The 15812-nt window shown below is 64.9% G+C and carries 13 protein-coding genes and 1 tRNA gene; 2 read left to right on the top strand and 12 right to left on the bottom strand.

Translation table 11 applies throughout. The annotated features are described in order from the left end of the window. Window positions 1-119 precede the first annotated feature (119 nt). The 4 genes from AC19YX_RS02210 to AC19YX_RS02195 form a co-directional block, all read right to left on the bottom strand. The gene (locus tag AC19YX_RS02210) at window positions 120-566 is read right to left on the bottom strand and encodes a DUF3806 domain-containing protein (protein ID WP_500605566.1); all 447 of its coding nucleotides are present in this window, start codon (window positions 564-566) and stop codon (window positions 120-122) included. 198 nt (window positions 567-764) lie between these two features. Continuing rightward, window positions 765-839, bottom strand: a tRNA-Gln gene (locus tag AC19YX_RS02205). A gap of 131 nt (window positions 840-970) precedes the next feature. Further along, window positions 971-1675, bottom strand: coding sequence for a hypothetical protein (locus AC19YX_RS02200; RefSeq protein WP_500605565.1), 705 nt, complete (start codon window positions 1673-1675; stop codon window positions 971-973). Further along, complete coding sequence (locus AC19YX_RS02195; protein WP_500605564.1) at window positions 1672-2877, bottom strand: SGNH/GDSL hydrolase family protein; 1206 nt, start codon at window positions 2875-2877, stop codon at window positions 1672-1674. Before AC19YX_RS02195 ends, AC19YX_RS02200 begins: the two co-directional genes overlap by 4 nt. Window positions 2878-3265: 388 nt before the next feature. Here AC19YX_RS02195 and AC19YX_RS02190 point away from each other — a divergent pair, with 388 nt between their 5' ends. Next, window positions 3266-3997 carry a leucine-rich repeat domain-containing protein gene (locus AC19YX_RS02190; protein WP_500605563.1) on the top strand — a complete coding sequence of 244 codons (732 nt, stop codon included), beginning with the start codon at window positions 3266-3268 and terminating at the stop codon, window positions 3995-3997. A gap of 154 nt (window positions 3998-4151) precedes the next feature. Here the strand turns inward: AC19YX_RS02190 and AC19YX_RS02185 are convergent, their stop codons facing one another. The 7 genes from AC19YX_RS02185 to AC19YX_RS02155 form a co-directional block, all read right to left on the bottom strand. Further along, a complete protein-coding gene (locus AC19YX_RS02185; protein WP_500605562.1) occupies window positions 4152-6605 on the bottom strand; it encodes a TonB-dependent siderophore receptor in 2454 nt (817 codons plus the stop codon). 103 nt (window positions 6606-6708) lie between these two features. Further along, window positions 6709-7701 (bottom strand): siderophore ABC transporter substrate-binding protein, encoded by a 993-nt coding sequence (locus AC19YX_RS02180; protein WP_500605561.1) that lies wholly within the window; start codon window positions 7699-7701, stop codon window positions 6709-6711. Then, window positions 7698-8474: an iron ABC transporter ATP-binding protein gene (locus AC19YX_RS02175; protein ID WP_201130771.1), complete on the bottom strand. Its 777-nt coding sequence runs from the start codon at window positions 8472-8474 to the stop codon at window positions 7698-7700. The genes AC19YX_RS02180 and AC19YX_RS02175 overlap by 4 nt, the downstream gene beginning before the upstream one ends. Continuing rightward, window positions 8471-9421 carry an iron chelate uptake ABC transporter family permease subunit gene (locus tag AC19YX_RS02170; protein WP_500605560.1) on the bottom strand — a complete coding sequence of 317 codons (951 nt, stop codon included), beginning with the start codon at window positions 9419-9421 and terminating at the stop codon, window positions 8471-8473. Before AC19YX_RS02170 ends, AC19YX_RS02175 begins: the two co-directional genes overlap by 4 nt. Continuing rightward, window positions 9418-10359, bottom strand: coding sequence for an ABC transporter permease (locus tag AC19YX_RS02165; RefSeq protein WP_500605559.1), 942 nt, complete (start codon window positions 10357-10359; stop codon window positions 9418-9420). The genes AC19YX_RS02170 and AC19YX_RS02165 overlap by 4 nt, the downstream gene beginning before the upstream one ends. Then, complete coding sequence (locus AC19YX_RS02160; protein WP_500605558.1) at window positions 10359-12125, bottom strand: ABC transporter ATP-binding protein; 1767 nt, start codon at window positions 12123-12125, stop codon at window positions 10359-10361. The genes AC19YX_RS02165 and AC19YX_RS02160 overlap by 1 nt, the downstream gene beginning before the upstream one ends. Then, on the bottom strand, window positions 12119-13906 hold the full coding sequence (locus tag AC19YX_RS02155) for an ABC transporter ATP-binding protein (RefSeq protein WP_500605557.1): 1788 nt from the start codon (window positions 13904-13906) through the stop codon (window positions 12119-12121). The genes AC19YX_RS02160 and AC19YX_RS02155 overlap by 7 nt, the downstream gene beginning before the upstream one ends. A gap of 238 nt (window positions 13907-14144) precedes the next feature. Between AC19YX_RS02155 and AC19YX_RS02150 the strand changes: the two genes are divergently transcribed. Beyond that, on the top strand, window positions 14145-14789 hold the full coding sequence (locus tag AC19YX_RS02150) for a TetR/AcrR family transcriptional regulator (RefSeq protein ID WP_500605556.1): 645 nt from the start codon (window positions 14145-14147) through the stop codon (window positions 14787-14789). 71 nt (window positions 14790-14860) lie between these two features. Here AC19YX_RS02150 and AC19YX_RS02145 read toward each other — a convergent pair whose 3' ends face one another. Further along, the gene (locus AC19YX_RS02145) at window positions 14861-15787 is read right to left on the bottom strand and encodes a YncE family protein (RefSeq protein WP_500605555.1); all 927 of its coding nucleotides are present in this window, start codon (window positions 15785-15787) and stop codon (window positions 14861-14863) included. Window positions 15788-15812 lie beyond the last annotated feature (25 nt).

Raw genomic sequence — 15812 nt, 5'->3', positions numbered from 1 at the left:
CTCGTAGTACGTTCGGGGGCGATCGCTGATCGCCCCTTTTTTTTGCCGGTCGCCCCGCCACGACCTATGCCGCGCCGCGTACGCAACCGCAGTTCGGGCTGATCAGCGCGGGTGGCTGCTCACTGGTATTCATGGCTCTGGGTTTCAATGAACTCCTTGAGCCAGTGGGCGATGTGTTCGACGTCGATGGGCTCGCCCTGCCTGACGCGTTTCAGCAGCAGGCCAGTCACGCCGATCTGCAGGGTGGTCTGCCGGTAGCGCAGGACCGGATCGACGCCGTACTCATCGCTGACCAGGGCCCAGGCCAGGCCGGGGACTTGCGCCAGCAGTGCGTCGCCCAGCGCGATGCCCATGGCCTCCCAGGCCTGGACGTCGGAATCCTCCAGGGTCTGGCTGGCGACCATCTGCTGCAACAGGGCGAAATCGGCGCCGGTGCCGCTCAGGGAGGCGCCTGGGAACTGCCGGGCAATCCGTTCGCCGAGTTGGGCCCGCAAGCCGTGCATCGTGGCCAGCAGGTCACCAGGGATAGGGCCGAAGGTTGCCGTGGCGGGTTGGGAATTCGACATCAGAAAGCTCCATAGGGTGGTGTCGTGGGGCGCTACTATCGGATTTTTTCGAGCCGATTTCCAGAGTGCAGACGCAGCTTGGCCGTGGCAGGCGAGGCGAGGTGACTGATGGAGGAGGTCGTTCGGTACAGCCGGCATGTGCGCGGCTCAAGCCAGGTATCGGCTGCGGGATAACGGGTGGATAACCCTTGAAGAAAATGGCAGGGGCGGCTGGATTTGAACCAACGCATGGCAGGATCAAAACCTGCTGCCTTACCGCTTGGCGACGCCCCTGTAGCTGTTGCGACGTTGCTTGCTGTCACTGCAGGCCGTGGAGGCCCCTGTGCAAGAACGCGCGGAAATTTATCAATATTTATCGCGTATGGGAAGTGAAAGTTGAAAAAAATAGTTTTTAAAACAGCGGCTTACTCAGGCACTGGGCCCTCGGCTATATAAGCGGCCTGGGTATCCTTCAGGGGCCGGGCAATGTCCAGCGCATGGCGGATGGCCCGCAGCTCATCGCCCGCCAGGCGCTTGCGGCCCAGGTCGCAGGTGCTGGAGCCCGGGTCCATATGCAGTGAAAACAGCCCGGTCAGTTGCACGCCATCGTCTTCCAGGAGCATCTCCATATAGGTTTCATGGGGTGCGCTGGCGGTCAGGTAGATCAACCCCGCAACCTCGGCGCGGCCGCACACGCGTACCTCATCCCAACTCAACCGGGTGCCGCGCGCAGTGCCTACCTGGGGCAGGTGCCAGGCGTCCGGGGCGGGCGGCAGTGCACGCAGGACAGGCAACAATGCCTCGCAGGCAAGCACCTCGAATTCATAGCGGTACTTGCCATGCAGCATGCCGTGGGCGTTTGCCGCGCTGGGCAGCGCGCGGATAACCCTGGCCCGCAGCAGGTGACTCAGGGCGATTTCCGAAGGTTGTTCGCTCCAGCCGTTGAGGTCGGAGACCGGCGGGCACCAGATCAGTTGCAGGGTTTCACCGGGCGTCAGGTGGGCCTGCCAATCGAAGGCTGCCAGGGTGTTTTGACCCACGGCCGGCAGCAGGTCGCACAGGTACAGGGTCGGTGCGCCGTAGTCGATGCCCAGGTCGGTGGCCCAGAACAGGGGCAGGTAGGTATTCATGGGGCGGTTCCGGTTGCGGTTTTTTCGAGCGCCAGCGGGCCGCCTGTGCCGAACGCGATCCTGGCGAAGCGCTGGCCGATCCGCTGATGCGCGGCATCGTCCGGGTGCAACTGATCAGGCAGCGGCAAATCGGCAAAATCCTCGGCGCCGTACAGCTGCAGGCCGTCGAGATAATGCAGGTTCGGGTCGTCGGCCCGGCGTTGCTCGACGATGCGCTGCAGTTCCTGGCGGATGCGGGTCAGGGTCAACTTGCCGGTCTGGGCTTCTGCGGGGTCACCCGACGCACGAAACAGCACCTTGCCCGCTGCCAGGGCCTGGCTATCAAAAGCGCCGGGGCCGGGGGTGTGTTCATGAATCGGGCAATAGAGCGGTGAAATCAGCAGCAGCGGGGTGTGCGGGTGCCCGTCACGCAGGGTGTCGAGAAAACCGTGCACCGCCGGGATAAAGGCTCGCAGGCGCATCAGGTCGGCGTTCACCAGATTGATCCCGAGCTTGACGCTGATCAGGTCGGCGGCGATGCCGCCCATGCTGCGCGCGGTGAAGGGGTCGAGCAGGGCGTTGCCGGCCAGGCCGAGGTTGTACAGCTCCACCTGGCCAAGGCGGGCCGCCAGCGCCGGCCAGATCGAGGTCGGGCTGGCGGCATTGGAACCGTTGCTGATGGAGCTGCCGTGGTGCAGCCAGACCGGGCGCCCCGTGGCCTTGGGCACCGCCAGCGGGGCGTTGCTGCGCAGGGCCTGGAGCCAACTGGTTTCGTTATAGGGCAGCCAGATTTCCACGGTCTTGTCCCGCGCCGGCAGGCCGGCAAAACCCAGGGTGGCGACCGACCCCGAGGTGCACGTCTGCGCACCCGTGGCCAGGTCGATGCGCACCTGGTCACCGCCCTGGGCGCTGCACTGGTGCAGCAACTGTCCATCCACCCACAGGTCATAGACCCCCAGCGGCCGGGGCGGTGCGCCGCTATACAGGTAGCGGATCGGCACTACATCCAGCTCGATCTCGGTGGCCTCGGTTTGCAGCACCAGGCGCACCCCGCAGGGTTGGGCTTCGGCCCGGGCGAACTGCGGGTCCGCGCATTGCGCCCGGGCCCAGGCGGGCAGGCGGTGGGGCAACAGGCCCTGTTCGCCGGCTTCCAGCTCCACTGCACCGCGCATCAGTTCCAGGCTGATGGGGGTGGTGATCAGGGCAGGGCGGGGGTGGGTCATGGTGGCGGCGCCAGATGGGGGACGGAGGATCTTAACAAGGGGCTACATAGGGGAGCTACATAAGGGAGCTACATAAGGGGGGTACATAGGGCGCGTACCGCCCTTTGCGGCCGCTGCGCAGCCGAGCGGGAGCAAGCTCCCTCGCCACAGGGAGAGGAGCCAGGTGTATGGGCGTCGCACTGTGCTTTTTTTTGTGGCGAGGGAGCTTGCTCCCGCTGGCCTGCGCAGCAGGCCTGATCTGGTCACTGATACCTCTGACCCAGGCTACAGAGGGGGCTACATGAGGAGCAGCGGTGGAGGCCATGTCTGCCGCGCGCAACGCGTTGCCGGGGCTATACTGCGCCGCCGCGCTCAAGGGCGGACTCTTTTTCAGGCAGAGGCGTCGCCGATGATCGTGTTACTCGACAGGCCATTTCCAGAGACCTCGCTGGCGCAAAGTGCCGAGCTCGACCTGCGCAATATCGGGCCCAAGGTCTGGCCCCAGGTGCTGGCGCACTGCCGCGCGCAAAAGCTGCGGCTCTACCACCTGACCCTGGCCTCCCTGCAAGGGCTTGAGCGGCTGGTCGACACCCGCGAGCTGGAGCTGGAGTGGGCGACGAAAATCGACGACATGACGCCGCTGTGGCAATTGACCCGCTTGCAGAGCCTGTCGATTGTTGACGTTCCCCGGCTGCATGAACTTGCAGGCATCGAGGCCTTGCAGCAGCTGACCCGATTGCACCTGTCGGGCAGCCAGGGGGCGTCTGGCAGCCCGATGCGCCTGGTCTCCCTTGAACCCCTTGTGGGGTTGCCCGGGCTCAGCGAGCTGTCGTTGGTCAACGCCAGGATCGATGACGATGATATCCGCGTGCTGGCACGCTGCACCGGCCTGCGCCGGCTCAAGCTGTCGAACCAGTTCGAGCGGGCTCAGGTGGCCTTTGTTGCCGGCCGGCTGAATTCACAATTGGCGGAGCCGCTGACGGCCTGTATCGAGACCCGCGTTCCCTGCAAGAAATGCGCTGCGCCGACCTCGTTGTTCAGCGGACGGCGAATGCCGTTTCTGTGTCCTGATTGCGACCGCAAACGCTTCGAGAAATTGACCGGGGAGTTTGATCAGCTGGTGCGTGAGGCGCAGGGGTAGCCGCGCCGATGGGGGTGGGTTGGGGGATGTTGGGAGTTTGTCGGATGGTTTTCGGCGGCTGTGCTGGCCAGCGCAGCCTGCGGCAGCGGCTACAGTGGCTCGCGTGCATGCCGGGGGGTGTCGGACTCCCCTCGGCAGTGGCGCCGGATGTGGGTTAGAAGTCCACGGTGGCGGAGAGTTCGAAGGTCCGCGGCGCTCCCAGGCCGAGGCTGGAGGTCAGGGGCATGCCCCAATAGGCCTTGTTGGTGACGTTGGTGACGTTACCGCGCAAGGTCAGCGGACGGCTGGCCAGCTGGGTGGCGTAGCGAGTACCCAGGTCATAGACGGTGTAGCCCGGCACCGACAGCGAGTTGTCGGCGCTGATGTACTGCCTGGAGATGGCGGTGGCATTGGCGGTCAGCGTCAAGCCCTGTACCAGCGGAGTGTCCCACTCCACGCCCAGTTTGCCCTGCAGTTTTGGCGTGCCCGTTGCGGTCTTGCCCGCGTTGACTCCACCGGCCGTCTTGGTGACCTTGGGATCGACATGGGCCACGCCCCCCATCAAGCGCACATCGGTCAGCGGCGAGCCGAAGAACCCCCATTCCACCCCTCGGTTGCGCTGCTCGCCGCCAAAGGAAAACACGTTGGTCACCGGGTCGGTGTAGCTGCTCGGGCGTTCGATCTGATACAGGCTGAGGGTGTGGGTGAACTCGCCAAGGTCCAGCTTGATGCCGACTTCCTTCTGCTTGGATTTGTAGGGGGCAAACACGTCCCCGGCATTGGCTGCGGTCGCCGGCGCGGTGGCGCCTTTGCTCAGACCCTCGATGTAGTTGGTATAGAGCGAGACATGGTCCGTGACCTTGACCACCAGCGCTGCCGCGGGGGTGGTCGCGTTCTCGTCATAGCGCCCGGTGCGGGCGCCGGTGGTCACGCTGAAGGTGTCGCTGAGCACTTCCTGGCGGCGCACGCCCAGGGTCAATTGCACGCGATCATCGAGGATCGACAGGGTGTCAGCCAGGCCGTAGCTGGTCAGTTGGGTTTCCGTATGGCTGATGATCGGCCAGCTCTCGCCTGCGGCAGGGCCCCAGGTTGGGTGATAGATATTGGTGACCCAGTTTGCCCCCGGGACCGATCGGCGGCCGTAGTCTTTTTGGGTGTCTGCGTAACGCGTGGTGTTCAGTACCCATTGATGCTTGACCGGGCCGGTTTGCAATTGGCCCTTGAACCCTGCCTCCCCGGAGGTCTTTTCGATGTTCATCTTCAACTGGCCCATGGTCGACTGGTAGTCGCCTGCAGCGTTGAGTACCTGGGACGACATGGCGCCGCTGTAGCGGTAGCGGGTCTTGCTGGCGCCGAAGGCGGCATAGCCCAGCAGGTGCTCGCTGATTTCATATTCGCCACGCAGGATCGCGCCCTGGTCCTTGGTTTCGACAAACGCCCAGTCCGGGTTCAACAGGGTGTCTGCCTTGGGCGGCTTGGGCACCGCCACCCCCGGGGCCAGGCTCAGGCCGCGATTCTGGCCACGCACGCGGTCTTCGCTGTTGTAGAGATCAGCAGACAGGCGCGCCCGCTCGCCACGCCAATCCAGGCCCAGGGAGGTCAGCTGGGCCTTCTGTTCCTGATGCCGGGTCGCCGTGTCGCCATCCCGATAGACGTTGTTGAAGCGAACACCGAACTGCTGGTTCTCGCCAAAACGCCGGCCCAGGTCCAGGTGCCCGCCGTATTGCGCATCGGACATGTAAGTGGTGGTCAGGCGGGTCAGCGGTTCGCTGCCCGCGCGCTTGGGCACCAGGTTGACGGTGCCGCCCACCGAACCGCCGGGGGGCATGCCATTGAGCAGGGCGGACGGGCCTTTCAGAACCTCGATGCGCTCGTACATTTCCGGCGAAATCCGGTAGTAGGGCGCCACGCCGAACAGGCCGTCGATCGTCACGTCGCTGATGCTGCTGGCGAAGCCGCGTATGGAGTAGTTCTCGCTGTAGGTGCCTTTCAGGCCGTTGCTGAACACTGCGGGATCGGTGGCGGCAATCACCTGGGTGAGGTCTTTGGCCTGCCGGTCGTTGATGAATTTTTCCGTGTAGCTGATGGTGCTGAACGGCGTTTCCATGAAGTCCTTGTTACCCAGCAGGCCAATGCGGCTGCCATACGCCACCTGCTCGCCGGCATACGCGGCCGGCAGGTTATCGAGTACCGCGGTTTCCCCTTGCACCATGGTTGCAGGCAGCACGGCCACGGCATGTTCTGCGCTGCCGGCCGAGGCCAACCGGTAACTGCCGTTGGCCTCGGGCTCGACCCACAAGCCGTGTCCGCGCAGCAACTCGCTGAAGCCAGCGTCCACGCTGTAGCTGCCGGACAGCCCCTGGCTGTGCTTGCCCAGTAGCAGGCCGGGGTCGGCCGCCAGCTTGACCCCCGCCGCCGCGGCGTAGGTGTTCAATACCTGCCCCAGCGGGCCGGCCGGCACGTCGAAGCGGCTGAGGGCTGCCTGCGCCCGGCCAGTGTCTTGCGCCACGGCTGCCGGGACGGTCAGGGCCAGGGTCAGCCCGAGGAGGGCGATCTGCACCGCGGCAGAGCTGCCCTTGAGCGCAAAGGCTGAACGAGGAGGCGCGATGGAAGGGTGGCAGTGGGTCATGCTGGGGCTCCATAAAATTAAGTAGGGGCAAATCTAAATAAACAAGGTAGGGCGAATGAGAATCAGTAAATGACAGGGCGCAACACTAGCGCTGCCCGCGCAGTCAGTCCTGATAGCCCTTGATCACGTCGTCGATCACCAGCTTCAGGGAAGTCGGGCTGGCGGCAGTGACGTACCAGGCCTGGGCGTCGACGAACACCACGCGCCCGTTCTTCCAGGCCTGGGTCTGGCGCAGCAGCGGGTTGCCCATGCTTTGGGCATTCAGGGGCGGGCGGCCCTCCATCACGGCCGTGCGATCCACCACGTAAATGATGTCGGGGTTGGCCTGCTGGATGAACTCGCTGGAAATGGGCTGGCCATGCAGGCCGGTCTCGGCGGTCGAGCTCGCCGGCTTCACGCCCAGGGCGGTGAACACGAAGCCGTAGCGCGATTGCACACCGAAGGAACTGAAGGCGCCGTTGTTATGCAGCACCACCAGTGCGCGCTCGGGACGGTCCTGGGTGATGCGCCTGGCTTCTTCGACCCTGACCTGCAACTGCGCGGCTTTTTGCCGGGCGAGGTCCGGCTTGCCGAAGATCTGCCCGAGGGTCATCAGGTGATCCTTGATGACCTCGATATGCTGGTTCGCGCTATCGCGGTAGTCGACGTCGAAATGCAGCGTCGGCGCGATCTGGCTCAGTTCCTGGTAGTGGTTGGCCTGGAGCGAGGTGATCAGGATCAGGTCCGGCCTGGCGCCATGCACTCGCTCCAGGTTGGGTTGCACGATCGAGCCCGTGTCCTCGACCTGCGGGTCGTTCTGGTAGCGGCTGAGGAAGTGCGGGACGAAATCCTTGGGCATGCCGACGATAGCGACGCCCAGCTGGTCGAGAAAATCCACTTCATTCATGTCGAGGGCGATGGCCCGTTGCGGAAGCTGGCTGATCACCGTCGTGCCCAGCTTGTGCTGCACCGTGACGGGCGTGAACCCAGTCAGCTCTGTGGCGCTGCTAGCGGCGTGTGACGGTGCGGCGGATTGCGGGTCGCACCCTGGCGCCACGACCGCCGTGGTCAGCAGCAGGGCCAGTGCCCAGGGCCGGTTTATGTGATTGAGGGTCATTTCAGTGCTCTCGATGGGTTGAAGTAGTTGCACAGGTAGCCGCGCTCGTCATGGCTGATGGCAAAGTCCAGCCCGTACAGCTCCTGCATCCGGGGCTGGGTGACGACCTCGGCAACGCTGCCGGTGCAATGCACGGCGCCGTTCTTCATGGCGACGATATGGTCGGAATAGTTGGCGGCGAAGTTGATGTCATGCACCACCAGGATCACCGTGCGCCCCTGTTCGTCGCACAGCCGGCGCAGCGCGCCCATGATCTGCACCGCGTGCTTGATATCGAGGTTGTTCAGCGGCTCGTCGAGCAGCAGGTAATCGGTCTGCTGGGCGATGGCCATGGCCAGAAATGCCATCTGCCGTTGACCGCCGCTGAGTTCATCGAGGTAGGCGTGACGCAGGGGCTCCAGGGACAGGAATGCGAGCGCTGCATCGATCGCCTGCTGATCCTCGTGGGTCAGTGCCCCGCGGCTGTAGGGGAAGCGCCCGAACGCCACCAGTTCATCGACCGTCAGCCGCAGATTGAAATCCGGCGACTGGCGCAAGGTGGCAACGCGTCGTGCGTAGGCGCCGATGGGAATGTCTGAAACCCTTTGCCCGTCGAGACGGATTTCACCCCGGGTCGGTTCCATCAACCGGGCGATCATCATCAACAGCGTGGTCTTGCCTGCGCCGTTGGGGCCGATCAGCGAGGTCAGGCGCCGGCTCGGGAACTGCGTGTCGACGGCGCGCAGCACGTTCTTGGCACCATAGGCTTTGTGAAGGTCGTGGACGGTGATCATGGGGCTCCTCGGGTACGGACCATCAGCGCGAGGAAATACCCGCCACACACCAGGTTGACCAGAATGCCGACGGTGGTTTTGTAGTTGAAAACATGCTCGACCAGCAGTTGGGCGGCGATGAAGATGCCTATGGCAATCGCAGTGCCCAGGGGCAGGGTGACCCGATGCCGGGACGTGCGCGCCAGGGCGTAGGTAGTGTTGGCCACGAACAGCCCCATAAAGGCCGTGGGGCCGAGCAGGCTGGTGGAAATCGCGACCAGTGTCGCGATCAGCGCGAGTTGCAGGCGAACCGTGCGCCGGTAATCGACCCCCAGGGAAATGGCCTGGTCGCGGCCCAGGGAGAGCACGTCGAGGGTCGGCAGGGTCCTGCGGGCTGCCAGGCACAGCGCCGTGACCACCAGCCCCGCATAGAGCAACTGCTGGGGCTGCGCCTTGTTGAAAGAGGCCTGGCTGAACCCCAGAAGCACTGAAAACTCGCCGGGGCTGATCCTGACCTGGATGAACTGGGTCAAGGTGCCGAGCACCATGGTCAGCACCAGTCCCACCAACAGCAGGAAGAACACGTTGTTCCTGCCGTCGCGGAACAGCCAGCGCTGGATCGCCCACGAGTAGGCGAGCATCAGCAGCACCGAGAGCAGGAAGTTGCCGTTGGTGCCGAGCAGCACCAGGCTGGAGGTGCCCATCAGCAGAACCAGCAAGGCTTGCAGCAGCAGGTAGACCGCCTCGTAGCCCATGATCGCCGGGGTCAGTATGCGGTTGCCGGTCAGGGTCTGGAACACGATCGCGGACCAGGCGATGCACACGCCTGCGACACCGATGGTCCCCAGCCGGACCAGCCGTTTGGGGATCACATAATCGAAGTCCAGGCCTGAGCGCAGCAGCACAAACGTCAGCGCCAGGGCGATGACCAGGATCCAGACCCCGTACCCGCTTGCCAGGCGCCTCATTTGTTCCTCCAGATGATCAGCGCGAGGAACAGCACGCCGCCCACGCCGCCTGCGGTCAGGCCGATGGGCACTTCGAACGGATAGATCACCAGCCGCCCCAGGATGTCGCAGGCCAGCAGCAGCGAGGCGCCGCCCAGGGCGACGATGGGCAGGGTGCGGCTCAGGTTTTCGCCGTAGCGCAGCGCTACCAGGTTGGGGATCACCAGCCCGACAAAGGGGATCGCGCCCACGGTAATCACTGTGGCCGATACGGTAATCGCCACCAGCATCAGGCCCAGCGCGGCCGTTGCCCCATAGTTCAGGCCCAGGCTGGTGGCCACGCTCTCGCCCATGCCAAGCACGGTGAAACGCTGGGCATAGAGGTAGGAGAGGGCGACGATCGGCAGAATCAGGTAGATGATTTCGTAGTTGCCCTGGACCACCTTGGAAAAATCACCCAGCAACCAGCCCTGCATGCTTTGCAGGATGTTGTGGCGATAGGCGTAGAACTCGGCGATGGCGCTCAAGACCCCGCCATACATGAGGCCGATCACCGGGACCAGCACCGTGCTCTTGAACCGGATGCGGCGGATGAGCGCGACGAAGATCAGGCTCGCACCGAAGCAGAACACCAAAGCGAATAACATCCGCCCCAGGGTGCCGGTTGCGGGCGCTACGGACAGCGAGACGAGGATGCCCAGCTTGGCTGCATCCAGCCCGCCGGTGGTGCCCGGCTCAACGAACTTGTTGCGCACAATGTGCTGCACAATCACCCCGCAGACCGACAACCCGACCCCCGTCAGCACCAGCGCTGCCAGGCGTGGCAGGCGGCTGGCGGTCAGCGTCAGCCAGGCATCGCCCGACAGCGACAACAGTTGGCTCCAGGCCACCTGCCGCGCGCCGACCAGCAACGACACAAGGCACAGAAGGGCGAACAACCCCAGCCAGCGTGCACGCATCAACGGGGCTCGCTGCCGGTAGCGCTCGCGATGCGCCAGCCCCGGGCAGCCCGGCGCTGCTCCAGGAACTGCGCGTAGCGGCCGCCGCTGGCGCGCAGGGATGCCGGCGAGCCCTGTTCGACGAGACGACCCTCATCCAGCACCAGGACCTGGTCGGCCATCGCCACCGTGGACAGCTGGTGGGCAATCACGATCAACGTGCGTCGCCCCCGCAGCCGGGCCAGGGTCTGGGTAATGACGGCCTGATTCTCCGCATCCAGGGCGGCGGTGGCTTCGTCCACCAGCAGGATCGGCGCGTCCTTGATCAGCGCACGGGCAATGGCGATGCGCTGGCGTTCGCCACCTGACAGGCGTGCACCGCCTTCTCCGACCGGGGTGTCGATGCCCTGCGCCAGGCGCTCGATGATCTCGCTGACGCCGGCCTGTTGCGCTACTTGCAGAATTTCGGCGGCGCTGGCATCGGGTTTGCCGATGCGGATGTTGTCGGCAATGCTGCCTTGAAACAGGTAGCTGTCCTGGAATATCTGGCTGATCTGGCCGGCCAGTTGCGCGCTGGACATCTGCCGCACATCCACGCCGCCGATCAGCACGCTGCCCTGGCTGACATCGAAGAAGCGCGCAATCAGGCGCACCAGTGTGGTCTTGCCGGAACCGGACGCGCCGACCAGTGCGACCATGTCGCCCGCGGCGATGCTCAGGCTCAGGTCACTGAGGACATCGGGCTGTTCCGGCCCATAGCGGAAACTCACCTGGCGCAACGTTATCGAGGCATCGGCCGGGGCCTGCGGCTGCTCCGGCTCGGGCAAGGGCCGGACCGCGAGGATTTCGTACACCGTGTCGAGCTGGCCGTGGGCGCCACGCAGGATCTCGCCATAGCTGGCCACGTCCAGCAGCGGATCGATGTAACGGCACACCAGCAACAGGGCCGTGACCACGCCCAGCACCGAGCCGGTTTCCAGGCCGCCGCTCAGGCTGGCGTTGAGCCACAGCGCGGCGGCCACCAGCAAGGCGGCAAAGGTGGCCTGGACGAACCAGGTATTGAGCACCGCCGACAACGAAGATTGCAGGATCAGGCGCAGTGCGGACTGCCGTTGCTGATCGATGGCCTGCTCCAGCAAGCGGGTACTGCCGCCCCCGCCATTGAATGCACGCAACACCGACTGGGCCTGGGCGAACTCGACCATGCGCTGGCTGGCGTCGGCGAAGTGCTGCTGGTAGACCGCGTCGGCCCGCCGGCCCAGGCGGACGGTGAATAGAAACGCGCCGGCGAGCAGCGGCAGCGCCGCCAACGCGATCAGGCCCATGGGCCAGTGCAGGGCGAACAGGGCCGCCACCATCACCAGCGGGGTCACGATGCCGCTGATCACCGGGGTCAGCACATGGGCCGGCAGTTGGGCCACGGCCATCATGCCGTGGGTGATCACATGGCTGAGCCGGGCCGTGTTCTGCGACGTGAACCAACCGACCGGCAGGCCCGCAACGTGGTCGCCGATGCGCTGTCGAGCGCCCCGCAGGACCGCGACCCCGACCGCGACCCCGGCCTTTTCCAGTGTGCGGCGCCAGGCCCAGCAGGCGAGCATGCCGGCCAGCAGCACACTCAGCCACAGCGTCGCGCCGCGCACATTGCCGGCCAGCAAGTCGCCAATCACCGGCACCAGGGTGAGGATGGTCAGCCCGCTGAGCACACCGTAAGCCACGGCCAGCACCAGGTAGCGCCGAAAGACCGGCGCCTCGTCGCCCAGCAGTTGCATGAAGTTCTTCAGCATGACGGCACCGCCTGTTCTTTGGCCTGGTCATGGCCGCCCAGGGCCCACAGTCGGGCATAGGTTCCCCCGCGAGCGAGCAATGTGGCGTGATTGCCTTGCTCCTGCACCTGGCCGTTCTCGAGCACGATGATCTGGTCGGCGTACATCACGCTGTCCAGGCGGTGAGCGATGACCAACAGGGTGCGGCCCGCGGCGAAGCGCGACAGCGCGTCCTGGATCGCCACTTCATTTTCGGCATCGGCGGCGGCCGTGGCTTCGTCGAGCACCAGCACCGGCGGATCGAGCAGCACGGCACGGGCAATGCTCACCCGTTGCTGTTCGCCGCCGGAGAGCTGGGCGTCCTCGCCAATCACCGAGTCGTAGCCACGAGGCAGGCGCACAATGCGCTGGTGGATGTTGGCCATGCGCGCGGCGTCTTCGATTTCCTGCTGGCTGGCCGAGGGCCGGCCCAGGGCAATGTTGTCGCGCACGCTGGCATGAATCAGGCGCACCTCCTGCAGCACGAAACCCAGGTGCTGGTACAGGTTTGTCGACTCGATATGCCGCAGGTCCACGCCGCCCAGGGTGATGCGCCCCTCGCTCGGGTCGAAGAAGCGCAGCAGCAGGCGAGCCAGGGTCGATTTGCCAGCGCCCGAGGGGCCCACGATGGCGGTGGTGGTGCCCGGTTCAAGGGTGAAGCTGATGCCCGAGAGCACCTTGTGCCCGCTGGCGTAGCCATAGCCGACCTGCTCCAGGCGGATCTCGCTGCCAGCTGGCACCTGGCGTTGCGCCGCCGTCGGTTGTTCGAGCACCGGGGTCTGCAACAACTGCTGTACGCGCTGCGCTGCACCCGTCGCCTGATTCAGGTCGTGGGTGATGTAGTACAGCAACAGCAGCGGGGCGCAGAGACCTGGCGTGACCAGGGCGAACGGCAGCACATCCAGCGGGGCGATCCAGCCCTGGCTGACGAACAGCGTGCCGCAGATCAGCACCACGCCCAGTACCGCCACCGGAGCGATCATGGCGTTGGCGTTGGCCATCGAGGCAACCAGCGGGCGGGTGAAACCGATGAAGGTCTGAGCGAAGGCGTCGATGGCCTCGCGGTAGCCGCGGTGTGCCTGGCCACTGGCGCCAAAGGACTTGACCACCGGGATGCCATGGGTGAACTCGACCACGGCGTTATCGATGCGGCCCATCGCCGTGACGAATTCATCCATGTTCGCGCCGCTGGCTTTCATGGCCCTGGCGAAGAACAGGAAGTACGCAGGGAACGGCAGGATCGAGACGATGGCCATGGAGTAGTCCATCGCGAACAGGTAGATCACCGAAATCAGAATGGCGCCGACGGCGCGGCCGGCAGTGGTAAAGAAATGCGCGGTCAGGCTGTGCAGGGTGTTGATGTCGTCCTGCATTGCCTGCTTGACCTCGCCCGAGGCCCGGCTGGTGAACCAGCCCAGGGGCACTTGGCTCAGGCGCTGGGTGATCGCCAGGCGCAGGTGGTGGGTGAGGCGGTTGTCAGCCAGGTGGGCGAGCATTTCGGCGCAGGCCAGCAGCGCCATTCCGACGAATAGGCTCGCCACGCTGATTGTCACCACCCACCACACCTCGCTGGCGCTGACGGCAACGTCACCGAGGACGATTCTGGCGAGCTGGGCGATGCCGGCCAGCGGCACCAGGGCGAGCATCGCGCCGCCGGCTGCCAGCGTTGCCGCCACTGCCAATCGGCCACGGATCGGGCGCAGTACCTGACTGATCGGGCCGGGCACCTTGGGTGCGGCGCGGGCCGTGTCGTTAGTTTCCATGAGGAGGCGAGTCCAGAAATTCAGGAGGATGAAAAAGCGCGTTCGCACTGCCTTGTGCCTGGCCTTGGCGAGTCGCTGCCGCGCTGCCGTGCTCCAGGAACAGGGCAGGGACTGGGTGCTGGCTTCGCGTGAAACAGCCTTGAAAATCAACGCGGTAATTAGTTGCATGACTATAAACTAATTTGCGGAATCTAGACAAGACGGCTACAACACTGCAGTCCCCGCACTAGGAATCAGCATGAAACCGCCACAACCACCCGCAACACGCGGGCGTCCTCGCACCATCACCCGGGAACGGATCGTCGACGCCGGTATCAAGATGGGCTTGCCGAGCATCACCTTCGTGGGTGTCAGCGCCGCGCTCGGGGTCAGCCATATGGCGCTCTACAAGCACGTGGCGAACCTCGAAGCACTGAAGAGCATGGTCGCCGAGGAGATTTTCAGCCGTTGGCAGATCCCCCAGGCCAGCGGCAACGAGCCTGGCGGCCTGCGCGAGTACCTGAGCCTGTTCGTCACTTCGACTCGCGAGTTCGTCAAGGCTCACCCCGGGCTGACCCCCTACGTGATCCGCAGGCTGGCGGCGACGCAGCCCATGCTTGCCAAGATCGACGGGCATCAGAGCCATATCGCCCAGGCCTATGGCATTTCAAAGGAGCAGGCGCGCTGGTTGCTGGCGACTGTGGCCTTCCACTGCATCGCCGTGTCCGACACGGTGTATTCGGTCACGGGCCGGGAGCCGGTGGTGAACGCGGACCGTGCGGTGGAAGAGGCCGAGATGGAGCTGGAGCTGGCTCAGGGCATGCAGGCGCTGATTGTCGGCGCGCTGGCCATGCTGGAAGAGGGGATTGATGGCGTCGGCGCTGAGGGCCAGGTCACGACATAGGTTGCGGCTGCGATAGCCACTGCCGCTCGACTCCGGCCACGGCTACAGGGGGTAGCCGCGGCGGCTCGCTCTTATGCAGGCCGCACAGTCGACAGCTCCAACTGCTCGACCATGTCCCCGGTGAAAAAATCCACGACCTCGGCCAGATGGGTCAACAGATGATCGCCAAACCAGTCGGCGGCGAGCCGGGCGGGTGGGCCTTTCTGGCGCACGAAGGTGTTTTCGATCCGGCCGCTGTCGGCTGCGATGATGATGTCTTCGCCCCAGCGCGAGTGTGGCGTTGACGAGATCGGCACGCATAAATGGCTGCCGGATTCGTTGAACAGGATCGTCCCCGAGCCCAACTGGCCGTATTCCCCCAGGTCCCGGGACCACAGCGTGGCGCCCGTGCGGTCGCAGCAGAGCAGCCGATTGCTGTCGGTCGTGACAAACAGGGACTGGCCGTCCCGGGAAAACCGCAGGCTCTTGCTCTTGGCCTCCAGCGCCAGCGTCAGCTTGTCGATTTCGCCACTGGCGCAGTCCACCGCCAGCAGGCTGTTGCGCGTACGCTCGTCGGGCACCCACAGCCTGCCTTGCAAGGGGTCGATGCAGCCGTAGCGCGCGTCCACATCTCGGGCGATAGGCTCACTGCAAGTTCCGTTGTCGAGGTCGATCACCACCGGGCGTTTTTTGCCATTGAAAGTGCTGGTCAGCGCGTAGCGGCCACTGGGGTCGAACCGGCACCAGAACGACAGGAACTGTTGGGTCTCATGCAGCGCCGCACCGTCCTCCAGAAAACTCAGGCGAGAGCGACTGGCGCCCCGCACCACCTGCCAGTCAGCCCCTTGCAGGGCCATGCGCCGACCATCGCGCGCCACATCCCACACCCTGTCATCCGGCTGGGCACCCAGCGGTTGGGTCAGCGCCCCCGTGTCCGGATGGTATTGGGTCAGGCACGGGACCTTGGCGGTGTCGCTCTTGTCAAAAAACACCAGGCGGCGCGGAACATCGACGTACATGAAAACCCCAAAAGCCAGCGAACAA

The organism is Pseudomonas sp. MF09150, from assembly GCF_059862355.1.
This window is presented reverse-complemented; position numbering and strand designations above follow the sequence as displayed.